Consider the following 17049-nt stretch of genomic DNA (forward strand, 5'->3'; position numbering starts at 1 on the left):
GTCACCAGTTCGGCGTCGCTCAGGATGGGCTGGATACCGATCTGGGGGCGTTCGGGGGCGAGGTCCGGGAAAGCGATCAGTTGATCGTCGATCTTCACGTACAGTGCGGTGGCGAGGGTGTTCAGTTCTGTCGTCACACACGGATCTTGGACACCCTCGCTGCATGTTCGCAGCCAGACTCGGAATCCTCAGCCCTTGGAATCAATCATCTAGTAGGCGGCCAGGACGTCGACGACGAACACCAGCGTGTCGGCGCCGGTGATGCCGAACTGGGGATGCCCCGTCGCGCCGTAGCCCGAGGACGGCGGGACGATCATCAGCACCCTGCTGCCGGTCGGCACCCCCACCAGCGCCCGGTCCCACCCCTTGATGACCCGGCCCTCGCCGATCGTGAACGCCTTCGGCTGGCCCGACTTCCAGGTGGAGTCGAAGACCTTGCCACCGGCCCACACCGCGCCCTCGTGCTGCGTCACCAGCAGCTGGCCGGCCCGCGTCTTCGGCCCGTCACCGCGCTCGAGCACCCTGGCCGCGAACGCGCGCGGCGGCGCGACACCGGACGGGATCGACAGCCGCGGCCGCTCACCCCCGCTCACCCTGACCCCGGCCAGCGTGCCCGCGCCCGAGGCGTGGGCGTTCCTGGCGTGCGCGCCGAGAATGTCGACCACGTAGAACAGGTCGTCGTCGGGGCCGATGCCCTGCGGCGGGTTGGCGCCGAACCCCTCGGCCGGCGGGATGGAGGCGATCACCCTGCTGCCGACGGCACGCCCCTGCAGCGCCTTGTCCAGGCCGGGCAGCAGCCGGCCCACCGGGAAGGCGGCGGGCGTGCCGCGGTTGAAGCTGGAGTCGACCAGGCGGTTCTCCCTGCCGTCCCAGACGTGCGCCGTGTACTGCACGATCGCCACGTCGTCCTTGGCCAGCTTCGCGCCCTTGCCCGCGCTCAGCTCGTCGATCTGCAACTCGGCCGACGGCTTGCCCGCGGGGAAGACGATCGTCGGCTTGCGGCCGAACTCGCCGCCCACCTTGAGATCCAGATCGTCACCGGAGGACACGCCCGTGCAGGCGGTCAGCAGCGCCAGCGGGACCAGCAGCAGGAGCAGGCGCACGGACGTCCTCCCTGATGAACCAGCGGCCTTCGGGGGCAGGCCACTGGTTTATCAGATTTCGCGTCAGTAAGCGCCCAGAACGTCGACGACGAACACCAGCGTGCTGCCCGCCGGGATCTCACCGGAGGGCGTGTCGCCGTAGCCCAGGTTCGGCGGGATCACCAGCAGCAGGCGGCTGCCGACCTTGGCGCCCTCCAGCGACTGGTCCCAGCCCTTGATGACCTGGCCGCTGCCGACCCCCTGCACGGTGAACGGCTCCCGGCTCCAACTGGAGTCGAACTGCTTGTCGGTGCCCCACAGCTTGCCGGTGTAGTGGACCACGACCGACTGGCCCTTCTTCACCGCGGGCCCGGTGCCCTCGATCACCGTCTCCTTGACCAGCTTGGCCGGCGGCTTGGCCGCGGTCTTGGTCGTCAGCGTGGGAGCCTTGTCACCGCCGGGGCTCTCCACCGTCACACCCTTGACGCCCGGGTCGGTGGCCGTGCCGTTGGCCGCCTTCGGCAGCGTGGAGATCAGGTCGAAGACGAACACCCGCGGCTTGGAGGTGTCCATGCCGTTCTGCTTGGCCTGCGCCAGCTCCTGCTGGGTGTAACTGTCGTTGGCCACGACCGTCATGAACCGGCCGCCCAGCTTCGTCTTGCCGAAGCCGTCGATCATCACCTTCGGCATCTGGGCGTTGACGGTGATCGGCTCGGTCTTCTTGGTGTCGTAGGTCGAGCCCTCGAGCGTGTTCTGCTTGCCGTCCCAGCTCCAGACCGACAGGTTCACGAACACCGTGTCGCCCATCGCCACGCCGGCGCCGGAGCCCGGGCTGAGCACCTCCAGCGACGACTTGCTGGCCGGATTCCCCTCAGGGAAGGTCACCGTGGGTTTGGCGCCCACGGTCCCGGTGACCTTCGGCCCCGCGGCGGCTTCACCGCCGGTCTGCTGCGAGCCGCACGCGGCGGCGAAGATCAAAGGCACTGCTGCTAGTACGGCCAGGCGGCGGCGCATCGAGTTCCCCAGGAGAGTCGGACAGGTCCGCGCCACCTTATCCGAAGAGCGCGTACGACCCCGATAAGGAAACGGCAAAAGCAGCGCTACATTCCGGCGATCAGCTTGTCCACCCTCTCGTCGACGCTGCGGAACGGATCCTTGCACAGCACCGTGCGCTGCGCCTGGTCGTTCAGCTTGAGATGCACCCAGTCGACGGTGAAGTCGCGCCGCTTCTCCTGCGCCTTGCGGATGAACTCACCCCGCAGGCGCGCCCTGGTCGTCTGCGGCGGCACCGACTTGGCCTCGAAGATCTTCAGATCGGAGGCCACCCGCTCGACCGCGCCGCGCTTCTGCAGCAGGTAGTACAGCCCGCGCCGCCGGTGCACGTCGTGGTAGGCCAGGTCGAGCTGGGCCACCCGCGGGCTGGACAGCGGCAGGTCGTACTTCTTCCGATAGCGCTCGATGAGCTGGTACTTCGTCACCCAGTCGATCTCCCGCGAGACCAGGTCGAGATTGCCCGTCTCGACCGCCTGCAGCGTGCGCTCCCACAGCTCCAGCACCCTGCGCGCGATGGGATCACCGCCGCGCCGGTCGACGAAGTCCTTCGCCTTGGTCAGATACTCCTGCTGGATCTCCAGGCTGGAGGCCTCCCTGCCGTTGGCCAGGCGGACCCTGCGCCGGCCCGTCATGTCGTGGGAGACCTCCCTGATCGCCCTGATCGGGTTCTCCAGCGACAGGTCGCGCATGACCGTGCCCGCCTCGATCATCCGCAGCACCAGATCGGTGGCGCCGACCTTCAGCAGCATCGTCGCCTCGCTCATGTTCGAGTCGCCGACGATGACGTGCAGCCTGCGGAAACGCTCGGCGTCGGCGTGCGGCTCGTCACGCGTGTTGATGATCGGCCTGGACCGGGTCGTGGCGCTGGAGACGCCCTCCCAGATGTGCTCGGCCCGCTGCGAGACGCAGTAGACCGCGCCGCGCGGCGTCTGCAGCACCTTGCCGGCGCCGCAGATGATCTGCCGGGTGACCAGGAACGGGATCAGCACGTCGGCCAGGCGGCCGAACTCGCCGTGCCGGCCGACCAGATAGTTCTCGTGGCAACCGTAGGAGTTGCCCGCCGAATCGGTGTTGTTCTTGAACAGGTAGATGTCACCGGCGATGCCCTCTTCACGCAGCCGCTTCTCGGCGTCGACCAGCAGCCCCTCGAGGATCCGCTCGCCCGCCTTGTCGTGGGTGACGAGCTCGATGACGTTGTCACACTCTGGTGTTGCGTATTCGGGGTGGCTGCCCACGTCGAGATACAGACGCGCGCCGTTGCGGAGGAAGACATTGCTCGATCGGCCCCAGGAGACGACCCGGCGGAACAGATAGCGGGCGACCTCGTCCGGCGACAGCCTGCGCTGCCCCCTGAACGTGCAGGTCACGCCGTACTCGTTCTCCAGCCCGAAGATGCGACGATCCATCACCTCACACTAGTTCCCCGAAATCGCCAGCGGGAGAGATCTTCGCGTGTTTCGATTTTCTTTCAACCGCGCGCCCGCCCCTCGAGCCCGCGCCGCGGCCCCGAATCCCCGGGTACGGCACGCGACCTCCCCGCACCCTGGGAACAGCGTGCGGGACCGCCCGGACAACCGGACGGCCCCGCGAACGAACACCAGAGCGCGGTGCGGGACCGCCGCCCCCGCGGACGGTCCCACCTCGCTCACGGCGTGTAGATCTCCTGCACCTTCACGATCTGCCCCTTGTAGACCGTGATCAGCGAGGGGGTCTGCTGCTTGGCCGACCGCTTCATGAGCACGGAACGCGAGCAGCTCTTGCTGCCCAGCCCCGTCCTGCGGTCGACCGTCATGGCCGACTGGCGCGAACTGCACCCGAAGGCGCTGAGGTAGACCACCTTCTTGGCGATCGGCGAGGCATAGGCCGTCACATCGCCCTCCGGCGGGCCGACGAAGTACCCCTCGGTGTACTTGTCCCTCTTCCACTTGATCGGCGCGTACTCGGCGGTGCCGTCCTTGCGCACGTGGGTGATCCAGCCCCGGAGGATCCCGTCACGCCTGGGGTGGAGGCCCTTGGTGAAGTCGTGGCCCGGATCGGCCTGGAAGCTCGTACCGAAGGTCTCCGGCTGCTCGAACTTCGGGACGGCGCCGGTCGCCGCCTGCGCCGCCCCCGACGTCAGGGCCAGCGAACAGGCGGCCGCGACCACACCGGCCGCGAGGAATGTCATCTTCACATCGGCTTTGATCCAGAACGCGGGGTCACGGTTCTCGAAAGATCGTGTGATCCCCATCACATCGACGCCCGGCAGGTTTACCGGATGGACGGGCGACGTCACCGCGCCCGGCCGAAGTCCCGCCACAGTGGCGTGAAAAGACCGACGGCCACCGGTGACCCCGGTGGCCGTGGTGCGGCTTGCCGTACAGAACTGTCACGAACGGGCGCCACGCGCCCGCCGGCGGCTACTCGGTGCCGTCGTCGGCACCGGCCTCCGGCGCCGTCGGCGGAGCCTCGGCCGGCGGCGCGGCCGCGGGCGCCTCCTGCAGCAACCGCTCCAGCCGCCGCCCCGTCAGCCGCAGGAACTTGCGGTGCTCCCGGTTACGGTCGAGCACCGCCACCTCCAGCTGACCCGCCGGCGGCCGCTCACCGCCCGGCTCCGTCAGCGCCGCCAGCGCCACCTCCAGCGCCTCGGCCAGCGGCATGCCCTCCTTGTAACGCTCCTTCAGCCGGGTCGCCACCGCCTCCGCCTGACCGCCCATCGCGGCGAAACCGTGCTCGTCGAACACCGAACCGTCGAAGGTCAACCGGTAGATCGCATCACCGTCGGGCGTGTCGCCCACCTCGGCCACCACCACCTCCACCTCGAGCGACTTGATCGACTCGGTGAAGATCCGGCCCAGGTTGGAGGCGTACAGGTTGGCCAGCCCACGACCCGTCACATCGGAACGGTCATAGGTGTAGCCGTTGATGTCGGCATAACGGATGCCGCCCAGCCGCAACTCCTCGAACTCGTTGTAGCGGCCGACCGCGGCGAACCCGATCCGGTCATAGATCTCGCTCACCTTGTGCAGCGCACGCGAAGGATTCGGCGCCACGAACAGGATGCCGTCGACATACTGCAGCACCACCACGCTGCGGCCACGCGCGATGCCCTTACGCGCGTAGTCCGCCTTGTCGCGCATGATCTGCTCGGGCGACGCATATCCAAAAGGCATGGACATGTCGGGAGGTCCTTTCTAGGACAGCGGGGCGATGGGACCGTCAGGGGAGATCATCCGCTCCGCGAGCATCCGCTCGACCACGGCGGCGACCTCGTCGTCACTCAGGCGACGGAAACCGTCGGCGTCGACGACCGCGACCACGGGCCAGATCTTCCTGGTCACATCCGGCCCACCGGTGGCCGAGTCGTCGTCCGCGGCGTCGTACAACGCCTGGATCGTCGCCATCACGATGTCGTCGGCCGACGCGTTGTCCCGGTACAGCTTCTTCAACGCACCACGCGCGAAGATCGAACCCGAGCCGATCGCGTCGAACCTGTCCCGCTCGTACGGGCCGCCCGCCACGTCGTAGCCGAAGATCCGCCCCGCGTCCCGCTGCTCGTCGTAGGCGGCGAACAGCGGCACCACCACCAGGCCCTGCATCGCCATCGCCAGGTTGCCGCGGATCATCGTCGCCAGCCTGTTGGCCTTACCGGCCACCGACAGCGTGCGACCCTCCATCTTCTCGTAGTGCTCCAGCTCCACCCGGTACAGCCTGGCCATCTCGATGCCCGTGCTGGCCGTACCCGCGATCCCCATGCAGGAATAGTCGTCGGTCCTGAACACCTTCTGGATGTCGCGCTGCGAGATCACGTTTCCCGACGTGGCCCGGCGGTCACCGGCCATCACCACCCCGCCGGCGCAGGTCGCGGCGACGATCGTGGTCGCGTGCGGAACCTGGTCACCGATCGGCGTGGCCAGCGTCTGTGCGCGCGTCGGCAGCAGGTCAGGAGCATGCCTGCCGACGAACTCGGAGAACGAGGAACTTCCGTTGTTCACGAAGAGCTGGCTCATCAAGCCGGCGGGCAGATCCCTGTGCGGTGCCACGCGACTCCCTCCAAAAACCTCAGTGTCCTTAGGCCAGACCCTACTCATGTTGTGCTGTTGCATGCACTTCCCACGATCAGCTCAGCGCGAACCATCTGCCGCCCGCCACAACGACGACACCCCCGCCGGCACCGGCCCTCCCCACGACACCCGAGGCCCGCCCCACCGCCCCCGGTCATACTGGACCCCATGCGGGACTGGGTGCTCCACGTCGACCTCGACGCCTTCATGGCCGCCGTCGAGATCCTGCGCAACCCAGAACTCCACGGCCGCCCGGTCGTCATCGGCGGCAACGGCGACCCCACCACCCCCCGCACCGTCGTCGCCACCGCCTCCTACGAGGCCCGCCAGTACGGCGTGCACTCCGGCATCCCCATGCGCACCGCCCACAGACGCTGCCCCGACGCCGTCTACCTGCCCACCGACCCACCCGCCTACGAAGCCGCCAGCGCCGCCGTCATGGCCGTCCTGCGCACCTTCCCCGTCACCGTCGAAGTCTGGGGCCTCGACGAGGCCTTCCTCGGCGCCACCACCGACGACCCCGAAACGCTCGCCCGGGACATCCAGCACGCCGTCACCGACGCCACCGGACTCACCTGCTCCATCGGCATCGGCGACAACAAGCACCAGGCCAAACTCGCCGCCCAGGCCCACAAGCCGGCAGGCGTCTCACGGCTCACCACCGACACCTGGCACACCACCATGGGCGAGCGCCCCACCACCGCCCTCTGGGGAATCGGCCCCAAAACCGGCCGGAAACTCGCCGACCTCGGCCTCCACACCGTCGCCCAGCTCGCCGCCGCCGACCCCGCCCACCTGGCCGCCCACTTCGGGCCCACCAACGGCCCCTGGCTGCGCTACCTCGCCCTCGGCAAGGGCGAGACCACCGTCACCAGCACCCCCTGGGTCCCGCGCGGCCACAGCCACGAGACCACCTTCACCCGCGACCTCACCGACCCGGCCGCCATGCGCGACCACATCACCACCCTCGCCCGCCGCCTGGCCGGCGAGACCGACGGCCGCCCCATCATCCGCGTCACGGTGAAGGTCCGCTTCTCCCCCTTCACCACCCACACCAAGCAGGCCAAACTCCCCGAGCCCACCCTCGACGCGGACACCATCGAACAGACCGCCCACACGATCTTCGGCCGCTTCCCGCACGACCGCCCCGTCCGCCTCCTCGGCGTCTCCGTCGAATACGCCTAGAACCGAACCGAACCGGCCCGCGACCCCGCCGCTAGACCGGCACCGCCCGCGACAGGAACTCCGACCACCGCGCGTCCTCCAGGCGAGCCAACTCCTCCAGTTCCTCCTCGTCGAGCTCCCACTCCACGAAGGTCGCCTCCAGATACGCGACCGCCCGCCACACGACCGTCGCGTCATCCCTGAACTGGCCGATCCCCGTATTGCACGGCAGGCACAACGCGAACCGCACCGCACCCGAGCGATGACAGTGATCCACATGCTCCGGCGGGCGATCCCAGCAGACCGCGCACAACCCGTGCTGGTCGCCGATCATCCGCTCCACGTCCTCATGGCGCATCCCGTAGCGCCGCGACAGGTGATAGGTCCGCGTCGGCGCCACCGGCCCGCTCCCGCGCTCGGGCGGGATCACGAAATCCGGCCAGAGCACCACCCCGTCGAGATAGTGCGCCGCCACCTCCATGAGCACGACGTCGTCCTGGAAGTGACCCAGCGCGTTGTTGCAGTTGAAGCACAGCACGCCGCGCACCAGGCCGCTCGCGTGGCAGTGGTCGACGTGCGTGCCCGGCACCACCTGACAGATGGCGCAGAGCCCGCCCTGCCGGGCGAGCATCCGCTCGTAGTCGTCCTCGGTGATGCCGTAGCGGCGCTTGAGGTGATAGTTCCTCTCGCTGCCGTAGTTCTTGATCTTGATCTCACGCATGGTCTGCGTGTGACACGGCTTGCAGTAGGCGGTCAGTCCCGACTTCTCCGATCGGTTCCGTCCGAACTCAGCCACTTCTTTGATCTGCTCACACCGCGGGCACCGTTTGTGCCCTTCGGGGACCTCGACCCGCTCGCGCACAGCCTTGCCCTGCGCAGCCTTGCGCTTGCGATAACTCTTGGCATATTTCGCCCGAAAGCAGGCTTTGCAGTACCGCGCGAGGCCGTCGGCCATGCGCTTGTTGAGCCCGAACTCGGAGACCGCCTTGGTCTCACCACAATCCGGGCACCGCTTACCCCCGTCGGGCACTTCCACCCCTCTCGGTGTCCGCTTTGCCCTACTCCCCGCCCTTTTGGACGTAGCTGCGCACGAATTCCTCTGCGTTCTCTTCGAGAACTTCGTCGATTTCGTCCAGAATCGCGTCGACGTCGTCGGTCAGCTTCTCCTGGCGCTCCTGCACATCGCCGGCCGCCGAGGCCTCGGTCTCCTCGACCTCGGTCTCGCGACGACCAGTCTGCTTCTGACCGCCGGTGTCCCTGTTCGCCATGATCTTCCTCCGCTTGGGGGACTGCCTCTACTGGCTATCTTCCCCGAACCGGGCGACATTTCGCGCGCCGAGTCCGGCGATCTTCGTGAACTGTTGACTGGGATGAATCTGGGCATCTCGCTACTGGAGCCGCAGGGGCGCCGTCCGCGGCCGATCCGGCCCGTACGGCTCCGCACGGGAGGGCGCCGACCGCCGTCGTGCGCCGCCGTGGTCCTCCGTGCGCTTCTCGGGGCGCGTGGTGGCGCGCCGCGACGGCGCCCGTTCGGCGATCACCGTGGACAGGGGCAACGCGCCTCCCCTCCCCACCTGCGCCGCCCACCCCGCGACGATCCGCCCGGGAACCGCCGGGCCTGGCCACACGCGACCGACGCGGCTTCGCCCGTGGCAACACCTCGACCCCCTGCTCTGGTTCGGCCCCTCGGCGCCTCTGGGACGCGGTGGGCGCGCACGTCCGGCCATCCACGCTGGCCGGCCTGACCGGCGTGGGTGGGACCTCCCTGGAGACCCCTCCAGGGACCACCAGGGCCGCCGGGGATGGGTGGAGATACAGCAAGCCTCCCGGGTGAGCCCCACCCTTCCAGGGACCACCAGGGGCCGCCGGAATGGGCGGAGATACGGCAGGCCTCCCAGGTGAACCTCCACCCTGCCGGGGACGGCCGGGGGCGGCGCTGGATCATTCGCTCCCGGTGAGGGCGGCGACGAGGTCGGCGGCGGTGCGGCAGCGGTCGAAGAGCTCGCCGACGTGGCTCTTGGTGCCGCGCAGCGGCTCGAGGGTGGGCACGCGCTGAAGGGATTCGCGGCCCGGGATGTCGAAGATGACGGAGTCCCAGGAGGCGGCGGCGACGGATTCGCTGTACTGGCGCAGGCAGCGGCCGCGGAAGTAGGCGCGGGTGTCGGTGGGCGGGTTCTCGACGGCGCGCTGGACCTGTTCCTCGGTGACGAGGCGCTGCATGCGTCCGCGGGCGACGAGGCGGTTGTAGAGGCCGCGGTCGGGCCTGATGTCGGAGTACTGGAGGTCGACGAGCTGGAGTCTGGGGTGGGACCAGGCGAGGCCGTCGCGGGTGCGGTAGCCCTCGAGGAGTTCGAGCTTGGCGACCCAGTCGAGTTCGCGGGCGAGCTGCATGGGGTCTTCGGCCAGGCGGGTGAGGACGGATTCCCAGCGGTCGAGGATGTCCTTGTTCATCTCCTCGGTGGCGGTGCCGCGTTCCTCGACGTACTTGCGGGCCTGTTCGAGGTATTCCATCTGCAGCTGGATGGCGGTGAGCTTGCGCCCGTCGCGCATGGGGATCTCGTAGCGGCAGGTGGGGTCGTGGGAGACGGCGCGCAGGGCCTGGACGGGGTTTTCGACGGCGAGGTCGCGGGTGAGGAAGTTGTCCTCGATCATGGCGAGGACGAGGGCCGTGGTCCCGAGCTTCAGATATGTCGAAATTTCCGACATGTTGGCGTCGCCGATGATGACGTGGAGCCTGCGGTACTTCTCCGGGTCGGCGTGCGGCTCGTCGCGGGTGTTGATGATGGGCCGCTTGAGCGTGGTCTCCAGCCCGACCTCGACCTCGAAGAAGTCGGCGCGCTGGCTGATCTGGAAGCCTTCGCCGCGGGAGTCCTGCCCGATGCCGACCTTGCCGGCGCCGACGACGACCTGCCGGGAGACGAAGAAGGGGGTCAGGTGGCGGACGATGTCGGCGAAGGGGGTGGCGCGCCGCATGAGGTAGTTCTCGTGGCAGCCGTAGGAGGCGCCCTTGGCGTCGGTGTTGTTCTTGTAGAGCTGGATGGGGGCGTTGGTGGGGATGGACGAGGCGCGCATGGTGGCGTCGTACATGACCCTTTCGCCCGCCTTGTCCCAGATGACGGCGGCACGCGGGTTGGTGACCTCGGGCGTGGAGTACTCGGGGTGGGCGTGGTCGACGTAGAGGCGGGCGCCGTTGGTGAGGATGACGTTGGCCAGGCCGAGGTCCTCGTCGGTCAGCTGGCTGGGGTCGGCGACCTCGCGGGCGAGGTCGAAGCCACGGGCGTCGCGGAGCGGGTTCTCCTCCTCGAAGTCCCAGCGCGCCCTGCGCGCCCTGGCGGCCGAGGCGGCCAGGTAGGCGTTCACGACCTGGGAGGAGGTCACCATCGCGTTGGCGCCCGGCTGGCCGGGTACGGAGATCCCGTACTCGGTCTCGATGCCCATCACCCGACGCACCGTCATGCGCACCTCTCGTGGTCCGGCCTACAGAGTCCGGTCTGTCTATCCGCCGTTTATATGCCCGAGCCTATGCCCTTCACAGTCCCTCAGGGCCACAGAGTTATGGCACCGACGCCTTTTCCACCCGTACGGCGGGCATTGGCGGGCTTTGCGGGGTGCGGCGTGGCCGCAGAAGCCGCTGAATAGGACGTTCGGCACAGGAATAGACAAGATACGACAAGAGGAGGGTGATGAAGGTGGCGAGCGCGCCCAGCGCCCATGCGGGCATGGTGCCGACGAGGGGCGGGATGAGGGCGACGGCCACGACGCTGTGGAAGAGGTAGAGCGGGTAGGTGGTGCCGCCGAGCGCGGTCAGGACGGGCGAGGACGGCATGCGGAAGTAGCCGAGCGCGACCATGGCCATGACGGCGAAGATCAGCGTGATGGTGAAGACCACGCCCGTCTCGGTGACGGGCATGGCCGCGAAGCCCGCCGCCTCGATGCGCCTGGCGACGCGGCCGATGGCCGAGTCGATGGCCAGGACCCATGACAGGCCGAACAGCAGCCAGGGCAGCCAGGCCGAGCCGTGCCGGTGGATGAGGTAGAGGGCCATGCCGGCGACGAAGTATCCGGCGTAGGCGGGCATGACGGTCTCGGCGAGGATCTCGTTGTCGAGCAGGGCCGTCTCGAGGCCGAACCAGCGGGGGACGACGAGCGCCAGGGCGGCGGCGAGCCAGACGCTCATGAAGACCAGGATCCGCCGGTAGGTGACGCCGACGATCACCACGACCGAGATGAGCAGGTAGAAGCGCAGCTCGGCCCACAGTGACCAGTAGACCCCCATGGCGTCGGTCACGTCGAACAGGCGCTGGAGCATGGTGGCGTTGACCAGGTAGCCGGAGACCGACAGCTTCGGGTCGAGGGGCTTGGCGGCGAGCACGCCGTACACCAGCGCGACGGCGGCCAGGCTGACCCAGTAGGCCGGGTACAGCCGGACGAACCTGGACCAGGCGAACGCGCCGAGCCCGCGCCCCCACACGGTCATGAGGATGACGAAGCCGCTGATGACGAAGAACAGTTCGACGCCGAGGATGCCGAGGCCGGCCACGGGAGCGATCCAGGGGAAGAGCGTCGAGGGCCGCTGTCCCCAGACGGAGGCGAAGGCGACGAAGAAGTGGAAGGCGAGGACGGCCATGGCGGCGATGAAGCGGAGGAGGTCGAGTTCCGCGAGCCTGCCGCCCGGATGAGCGGGCCTCGCGGCCATTGGTCGTCTGCGCACGCCCCTTTGACGCGATCTTGTGACGGTTGGGTTCCATGTGTCCCCTGAGACTTTGCTGCCAACAGGGTTTTACTTTGCGTGTTCAGTAGATAACTTTACGTGGCCACATCTCCGAGCGAACAGGTGAGGGAATGACCGACGACCAGCTCAGCCTCAGTACAGCGGCGGCACGCAACCTGGCGACGACGACCAAGTCGGTGCCGCAGATGCAGGAGATCACCTCGCGGCACCTGCTGCGGGCGCTGCCGTGGGTGCAGGCGATCGGCGGCGTCTACCGGGTCAACAGGCGGCTGACGTACGCGGTGGGAGACGGGCGGGTGACCTTCACCTCGACGGGGGCGAGCATCCGCGTCATCCCCGGCGAGCTGACCGAGCTGCCCGCGCTGCGCGGCTTCGACGACCACGACGCGCTGGCGGCGCTGGCGGGCCGCTTCACCCAGCGGGAGGTGGAGCCGGGCGAGACGATCGTGGAGGCGGGCCGTCCGCGCGACGCGGTCGTGCTGATCGCCCACGGCAAGGTCCGCAAGGTCGCGCCGGGCGCCTACGACCACGAGACGGTGCTGGGGGTGCTGGCCGACGGCGACTACCTGGGCGAGGAGGTCCTGGTCTCCCAGGAGGGCCAGTGGGACTACACGGCGACGGCGGTGACGGCGTGCACGGTGCTGACGCTGTCGGCCCAGGCGCTGGCCGAGGTCAGGGCGCTGTGGGAGCCGTTGCGCGAGCGGCTGGAGAGCGTGGCGAGCAGCGACGGGCACGAGCAGAACGCCCACGGTGAGGCGGCCATCGCGCTGGCGGCCGGCCATGTGGGCGAGCCGCGGCTGCCGGGCACGTTCGTCGACTACGAGCTGGCGCCCAGGCAGTACGAGCTGAGCGTGGCGCAGACGATCCTGCGGGTGCACACGCGGGTGGCCGATCTGTACAACGAGCCGATGAACCAGACCGAGCAGCAGCTGCGGCTGACCATCGAGGCGTTGCGGGAGCGGCAGGAGGACGAGCTGGTCAACAACAGGGAGTTCGGCCTGCTGCACAACGCCGACCTGAAGCAGCGCGTCCACACGCGCAGCGGCCCGCCGACGCCGGACGACATGGACGAGCTGCTGGCCAAGGTGTGGAAGGACCCGGCGGTCTTCCTGGCCCATCCGCGGGCGATCGCGGCCTTCGCCCGCGAGTGCAACGCCCGTGGCCTGTACCCGGCCAACACCGAGTACGGGGGGCAGAGCGTGCCGGCCTGGCGGGGCATTCCGGTGCTGCCCTGTAACAAGATCCCGGTGAGCGACAGGGGCGTCACCTCGATCATGGCGATGCGGCTGGGCGAGGCGAACCAGGGCGTGATCGGCCTGCACCGGACGGGTCTGCCGGACGAGTACCAGCCGGGCCTGTCGGTGCGGTTCATGGGCATCAACGACCAGGCGGTCATCTCCTACCTGGTGACGACGTACTACTCGGCGGCGGTGCTGGTGCCCGACGCGCTGGGCATCCTGGAAAGCGTCGAAGTCGGCTGATGGGGCCCTTCGAGCTGCCCGACTTCTACTGCCCGTATCCGGCCAGGCTGAATCCGCATGTCGAGTCGGCCCGCGTCCACACCAAGGAGTGGGCGCGGGAGATGGGCATGCTGGACGATCCGGAGATCTGGGAGGAGCGCAGGTTCGACGGCATGGACTACGGCCTGCTGTGCGCCTACACCCATCCGGAGTGCGACGCCGAAGAGCTGGACCTGGTCACCGACTGGTACGTGTGGGTGTTCTTCTTCGACGACCACTTCCTGGAGATCTTCAAGCGGACGAGGGACGTGGCGGGCGCCCAGGCGTATCTGGATCGGCTCGATCTGTTCATGACCGACGATCCGCCGGAGCCGTCCAACCCGGCGGAGAAGGGGTTGCGGGATCTGTGGGCGCGTACCGTGCCCGGCATGTCGGACCGGTGGCGGGAGCGCTTCACCAGGGCCAACCACGAGCTGATGCAGGAGTCGATGTGGGAGCTGTTCCACATCGAGGACGGCCAGGTCTCCAACCCGATCGAGTACATCGAGGAGCGCCGCAAGGTGGGCGGCGCTCCGTGGTCGGCGTGCCTGGTCGAGCACGCGGTGGGCGCGGAGGTGCCGGAGCGGGTGGCGGGCAGCCGTCCGGTCAGGGTGCTGACGGAGACGTTCGCCGACGCGGTGCACCTGCGCAACGACCTGTTCTCCTACCAGCGCGAGGTGGAGGAGGAGGGCGAGCTGTCCAACTGCGTGCTGGTGGTGGAGCGCTTCCTCGGCTGTGACACGCAGAAGGCGGCGGAGATCACCAATGATCTGCTGACCTCTCGCCTGCACGTGTTCGAGCACACGACGTTCACCGAGCTGCCGGTGCTGTTCGCCGAGCAGGCGCTGCTGCCGCACGAGCAGGAGGCGGTGCTGCGTTACGCGCGGGGGCTGCAGGACTGGCAGTCGGGCGGCCACGAGTGGCACATGCGCTCCAACCGGTACATGAACGGCGGTGGCCGGACGGGGTTGCGCGTCTCGCCGCGCCATGTCATGGGGCCGGGCGGGCTGCGCAACCACGTGCACGTGCCGTACCAGCGGGTGGGTCCGCTGCCGCTGCCGGAGATCCCCATGCCGTTCGCGGTGCGGGACAACCCGCACCTGGAGGCGGCGCGCCGGGCGACGCTCGACTTCGCCGAGGCGATGGGCTTCTACACGCTGGTGTGGGACCGGGCCGGTCACGACGGCTACGACCTGGCGTTGTGCGCGGCGGGCATCGATCCGGACGCGGGCCTGGAGGCGCTGGTGCTGGCGACCGACTGGCTGAGCTGGGGCACCTACGGCGACGACTACCTGCCGGCGGTGTTCGGCCGGTCGAAGGACTTCGTGGGGGCCAAGGCGTTCAACCGGCGCCTGTCGGCGTTCATGCCGCTGGATCTGGTGGTGACGGCGGTGGCGGCCAATCCGGTGGAGCGTGGCCTGGCCGATCTGTGGCTCCGTACGGCCGAGCCGATGGCGCCGGACCAGCGGGCGGAGTTCAGGTCGGCGGTCGAGCGGATGACCGACAGCTGGGTGTGGGAGCTGGCCAACCACATCCAGAACCGGGTGCCCGATCCGGTCGACTACCTGGAGATGCGGCGCAGGACGTTCGGTTCGGACATGACGATGGCGCTGGCGCGGCTGGAGCCTGGGCGCTCGATCCCCGCGCGGGTGTGGGGGTCGCGGCCGATGACGGCGCTGGTCGACGCGGCGCAGGACTACGCCTGCCTGCTCAACGACCTGTTCTCCTACCAGAAGGAGATCGAGTTCGAGGGCGAGCTGCACAACATGGTGCTGGTGATGCAGACGTTCTTCGACTGCGACGCGCCCAGGGCTGCCGAACTGGTGGGCTCGCTGATGGCGGCCAGGATGCGGCAGTTCCAGAAGGCGGCCGAGGTGGATCTGCCGGCGCTGCTCGTCGGCGTCGACGCCGATGCGGACGTGCGGGCGTCGGTGGCCGCGTACGTGGTCGAGCTGCAGGACTGGATGGCGGCCATCCTGCGCTGGCACCGGGAGTGCAGGCGCTATGACGAGCCGACGTTGAGGGGCACCCGGTGGGTGGCCGGCCCGACCGGGCTGGGCACGGCCGGCACCAGGATCGGGACGCTGCTGGGGAGGGTCGCCTCGTGACCACGTTGAGCCTGAGCACGGCGGCGGCCAGGAATCTGGCGACGACCACCAAGTCCGTGCCGTTCATGCAGGAGATCACCCCGCGGCATCTGCTGCGGGTGCTGCCGTGGATCGAGGTGACGGGTGGCGCCTTCCGGGTCAACCGTCGCCTGTCCTACCGGGTCGGTGACGGCCGGGTGAGTTTCGTCTCGACCGGCGCCGACGTGCGGGTGGTGCCCGGCGAGCTGTGCGAGCTGCCCGCGTTGCGGGGGTTCGCCGACGCCGAGGTGCTGGCGGAGCTGGCGGCGTTGTTCGAGCAGCGGGAGTACGAGCCAGGGCAGGTGATCGCCGAGGAGGGCGCGCCGGTCGAGGAGCTGCTGCTGGTGGCGCACGGCAAGCTGGCCACGTCGGTGCAGGGCGCCTACGACGGCCGGGCCGAGCTGGGCCGGCTGGCCGACGGCGACCATCTGGGCGACGCGCTGCTGGCGGGCGGCTCGCCCGGCTGGCCGTACACGGTGCGGACGGTCACGGCGGCCACGGTGCTGGCGCTGCCCGGCCCGGCGTGGCGGGCGCTGCTGGACCGCTCCCCCAGCCTGGCCGCGCATCTGGCGCCTTCGGGTACGGCCAGGCCGCAGAACAGGCACGGCGAGGCGGAGGTGGCGCTGTCGGCCGGGCACGTGGGCGAGGCGCTGCTGCCGGGCACGTTCGTCGACTACGACCTGGCGCCCCGGGTGTACGAGCTGAGTGTGGCGCAGACGGTCCTGCGGATCCACACCAGGGTGGCCGACCTGTACAGCGATCCGATGGATCAGGTGGAGCAGCAGGTGCGGTTGACGGTGGCGGCGCTGCGGGAGCGGCAGGAGCACGAACTGGTCAACAACCGGGAGTTCGGGCTGTTGCACAACGCCGATCTGCGGCAGCGGCTGCACACCAGGTCCGGTCCTCCGACGCCGGACGATCTGGACGATCTGCTGGCCCGGCGCCGCAAGACGCACTGTTTCCTGGCGCATCCGCGGGCGATCGCGGCCTTCGGCAGGCAGTGCAACGCGCGCGGGGTGTACCCGTCGACGGCGGAGGTGCCGGGCGGGACGGTGATCGCCTGGCGGGGTGTGCCGGTGCTGCCGTGCGACAAGATCCCGATCTCGGATCGGGGGCTGACCTCGATCATGGCGATGCGCCTGGGTCAGGACGACCAGGGCGTGGTGGGGCTGCGCCGTACGGGCCTGCCGGACGAGTGGGAGCCAGGGGTGTCGGTGCGGCTGGCCGGCATCAGCGACCGGGCGGTGATGTCGTACCTGGTGTCGGCCTACCACTCGGCCGCGGTGCTGGTGCCGGACGCGCTCGGCGTGCTGGAGAGCGTCGAGGTCGGCTGACGGGGTAGGACGCGGG

Annotated in this window: 14 protein-coding genes and 1 pseudogene; 4 read left to right on the forward strand and 11 right to left on the reverse strand. The window is 69.1% G+C overall.

Annotation, left to right across the window (positions count from 1 at the left end):
• The 7 genes and pseudogenes from ACWEVS_RS14805 to prcB form a co-directional block, all read right to left on the reverse strand.
• A pseudogene (locus tag ACWEVS_RS14805) lies at positions 1-137 on the reverse strand (IS982 family transposase); the annotation flags it as partial.
• 72 nt (positions 138-209) lie between these two features.
• Positions 210-1103, reverse strand: a complete 894-nt coding sequence (locus tag ACWEVS_RS14810) for an FKBP-type peptidyl-prolyl cis-trans isomerase (protein WP_449925381.1) — start codon at positions 1101-1103, stop codon at positions 210-212.
• Positions 1104-1166: 63 nt separating this feature from the next.
• Positions 1167-2066 carry an FKBP-type peptidyl-prolyl cis-trans isomerase gene (locus tag ACWEVS_RS14815; RefSeq protein WP_449925384.1) on the reverse strand — a complete coding sequence of 300 codons (900 nt, stop codon included), beginning with the start codon at positions 2064-2066 and terminating at the stop codon, positions 1167-1169.
• A gap of 116 nt (positions 2067-2182) precedes the next feature.
• Positions 2183-3541, reverse strand: a complete 1359-nt coding sequence (pafA, locus tag ACWEVS_RS14820) for a Pup--protein ligase (protein ID WP_449925387.1) — start codon at positions 3539-3541, stop codon at positions 2183-2185.
• A gap of 239 nt (positions 3542-3780) precedes the next feature.
• On the reverse strand, positions 3781-4302 hold the full coding sequence (locus ACWEVS_RS14825) for a hypothetical protein (protein ID WP_452551886.1): 522 nt from the start codon (positions 4300-4302) through the stop codon (positions 3781-3783).
• A gap of 232 nt (positions 4303-4534) precedes the next feature.
• Positions 4535-5287 carry a proteasome subunit alpha gene (gene prcA, locus ACWEVS_RS14830; protein WP_449925811.1) on the reverse strand — a complete coding sequence of 251 codons (753 nt, stop codon included), beginning with the start codon at positions 5285-5287 and terminating at the stop codon, positions 4535-4537.
• Positions 5288-5308: 21 nt separating this feature from the next.
• Positions 5309-6124 carry a proteasome subunit beta gene (gene prcB / locus ACWEVS_RS14835; protein ID WP_354907171.1) on the reverse strand — a complete coding sequence of 272 codons (816 nt, stop codon included), beginning with the start codon at positions 6122-6124 and terminating at the stop codon, positions 5309-5311.
• A gap of 222 nt (positions 6125-6346) precedes the next feature.
• On the opposite strand from prcB, the gene ACWEVS_RS14840 reads away from it, so the two are divergent.
• Positions 6347-7363 (forward strand): DNA polymerase IV, encoded by a 1017-nt coding sequence (locus ACWEVS_RS14840; RefSeq protein ID WP_452551888.1) that lies wholly within the window; start codon positions 6347-6349, stop codon positions 7361-7363.
• 31 nt (positions 7364-7394) lie between these two features.
• Here the strand turns inward: ACWEVS_RS14840 and ACWEVS_RS14845 are convergent, their stop codons facing one another.
• The 4 genes from ACWEVS_RS14845 to ACWEVS_RS14860 form a co-directional block, all read right to left on the reverse strand.
• Positions 7395-8378: an endonuclease domain-containing protein gene (locus tag ACWEVS_RS14845; RefSeq protein WP_449925395.1), complete on the reverse strand. Its 984-nt coding sequence runs from the start codon at positions 8376-8378 to the stop codon at positions 7395-7397.
• Between the two features lie 22 nt (positions 8379-8400).
• Positions 8401-8610, reverse strand: a complete 210-nt coding sequence (locus tag ACWEVS_RS14850; RefSeq protein ID WP_354906981.1) for a ubiquitin-like protein Pup — start codon at positions 8608-8610, stop codon at positions 8401-8403.
• A gap of 673 nt (positions 8611-9283) precedes the next feature.
• The gene (gene dop, locus ACWEVS_RS14855; RefSeq protein ID WP_449925399.1) at positions 9284-10798 is read right to left on the reverse strand and encodes a depupylase/deamidase Dop; all 1515 of its coding nucleotides are present in this window, start codon (positions 10796-10798) and stop codon (positions 9284-9286) included.
• Between the two features lie 97 nt (positions 10799-10895).
• Positions 10896-12053: an acyltransferase family protein gene (locus ACWEVS_RS14860; protein WP_452551890.1), complete on the reverse strand. Its 1158-nt coding sequence runs from the start codon at positions 12051-12053 to the stop codon at positions 10896-10898.
• 131 nt (positions 12054-12184) lie between these two features.
• Between ACWEVS_RS14860 and ACWEVS_RS14865 the strand changes: the two genes are divergently transcribed.
• Genes ACWEVS_RS14865 through ACWEVS_RS14875 form a run of 3 tightly spaced genes read left to right on the forward strand, consistent with a single transcriptional unit; the run spans position 12185 to position 17033 of the window.
• Complete coding sequence (locus ACWEVS_RS14865; RefSeq protein ID WP_449925405.1) at positions 12185-13555, forward strand: family 2B encapsulin nanocompartment shell protein; 1371 nt, start codon at positions 12185-12187, stop codon at positions 13553-13555.
• The gene (locus tag ACWEVS_RS14870) at positions 13555-15681 is read left to right on the forward strand and encodes a terpene synthase family protein (RefSeq protein WP_452551892.1); all 2127 of its coding nucleotides are present in this window, start codon (positions 13555-13557) and stop codon (positions 15679-15681) included. The genes ACWEVS_RS14865 and ACWEVS_RS14870 overlap by 1 nt, the downstream gene beginning before the upstream one ends.
• Complete coding sequence (locus ACWEVS_RS14875; protein ID WP_452551894.1) at positions 15678-17033, forward strand: family 2B encapsulin nanocompartment shell protein; 1356 nt, start codon at positions 15678-15680, stop codon at positions 17031-17033. The genes ACWEVS_RS14870 and ACWEVS_RS14875 overlap by 4 nt, the downstream gene beginning before the upstream one ends.
• Positions 17034-17049 lie beyond the last annotated feature (16 nt).

The organism is Nonomuraea sp. NPDC003754 (assembly GCF_053605785.1).

Coding starts and splice junctions, on each gene's coding strand:
- ACWEVS_RS14870 (WP_452551892.1), top strand. CDS start 13,555: ATGGGGCCCTTCGAGCTGCCCGACTTCTACTGCCCGTATCCGGCCAGG.
- prcA (WP_449925811.1), bottom strand. CDS start 5,287: ATGCCTTTTGGATATGCGTCGCCCGAGCAGATCATGCGCGACAAGGCG.
- ACWEVS_RS14865 (WP_449925405.1), top strand. CDS start 12,185: ATGACCGACGACCAGCTCAGCCTCAGTACAGCGGCGGCACGCAACCTG.
- dop (WP_449925399.1), bottom strand. CDS start 10,798: ATGACGGTGCGTCGGGTGATGGGCATCGAGACCGAGTACGGGATCTCC.
- ACWEVS_RS14840 (WP_452551888.1), top strand. CDS start 6,347: ATGCGGGACTGGGTGCTCCACGTCGACCTCGACGCCTTCATGGCCGCC.
- pafA (WP_449925387.1), bottom strand. CDS start 3,541: ATGGATCGTCGCATCTTCGGGCTGGAGAACGAGTACGGCGTGACCTGC.
- ACWEVS_RS14825 (WP_452551886.1), bottom strand. CDS start 4,302: ATGACATTCCTCGCGGCCGGTGTGGTCGCGGCCGCCTGTTCGCTGGCC.
- ACWEVS_RS14850 (WP_354906981.1), bottom strand. CDS start 8,610: ATGGCGAACAGGGACACCGGCGGTCAGAAGCAGACTGGTCGTCGCGAG.
- prcB (WP_354907171.1), bottom strand. CDS start 6,124: ATGAGCCAGCTCTTCGTGAACAACGGAAGTTCCTCGTTCTCCGAGTTC.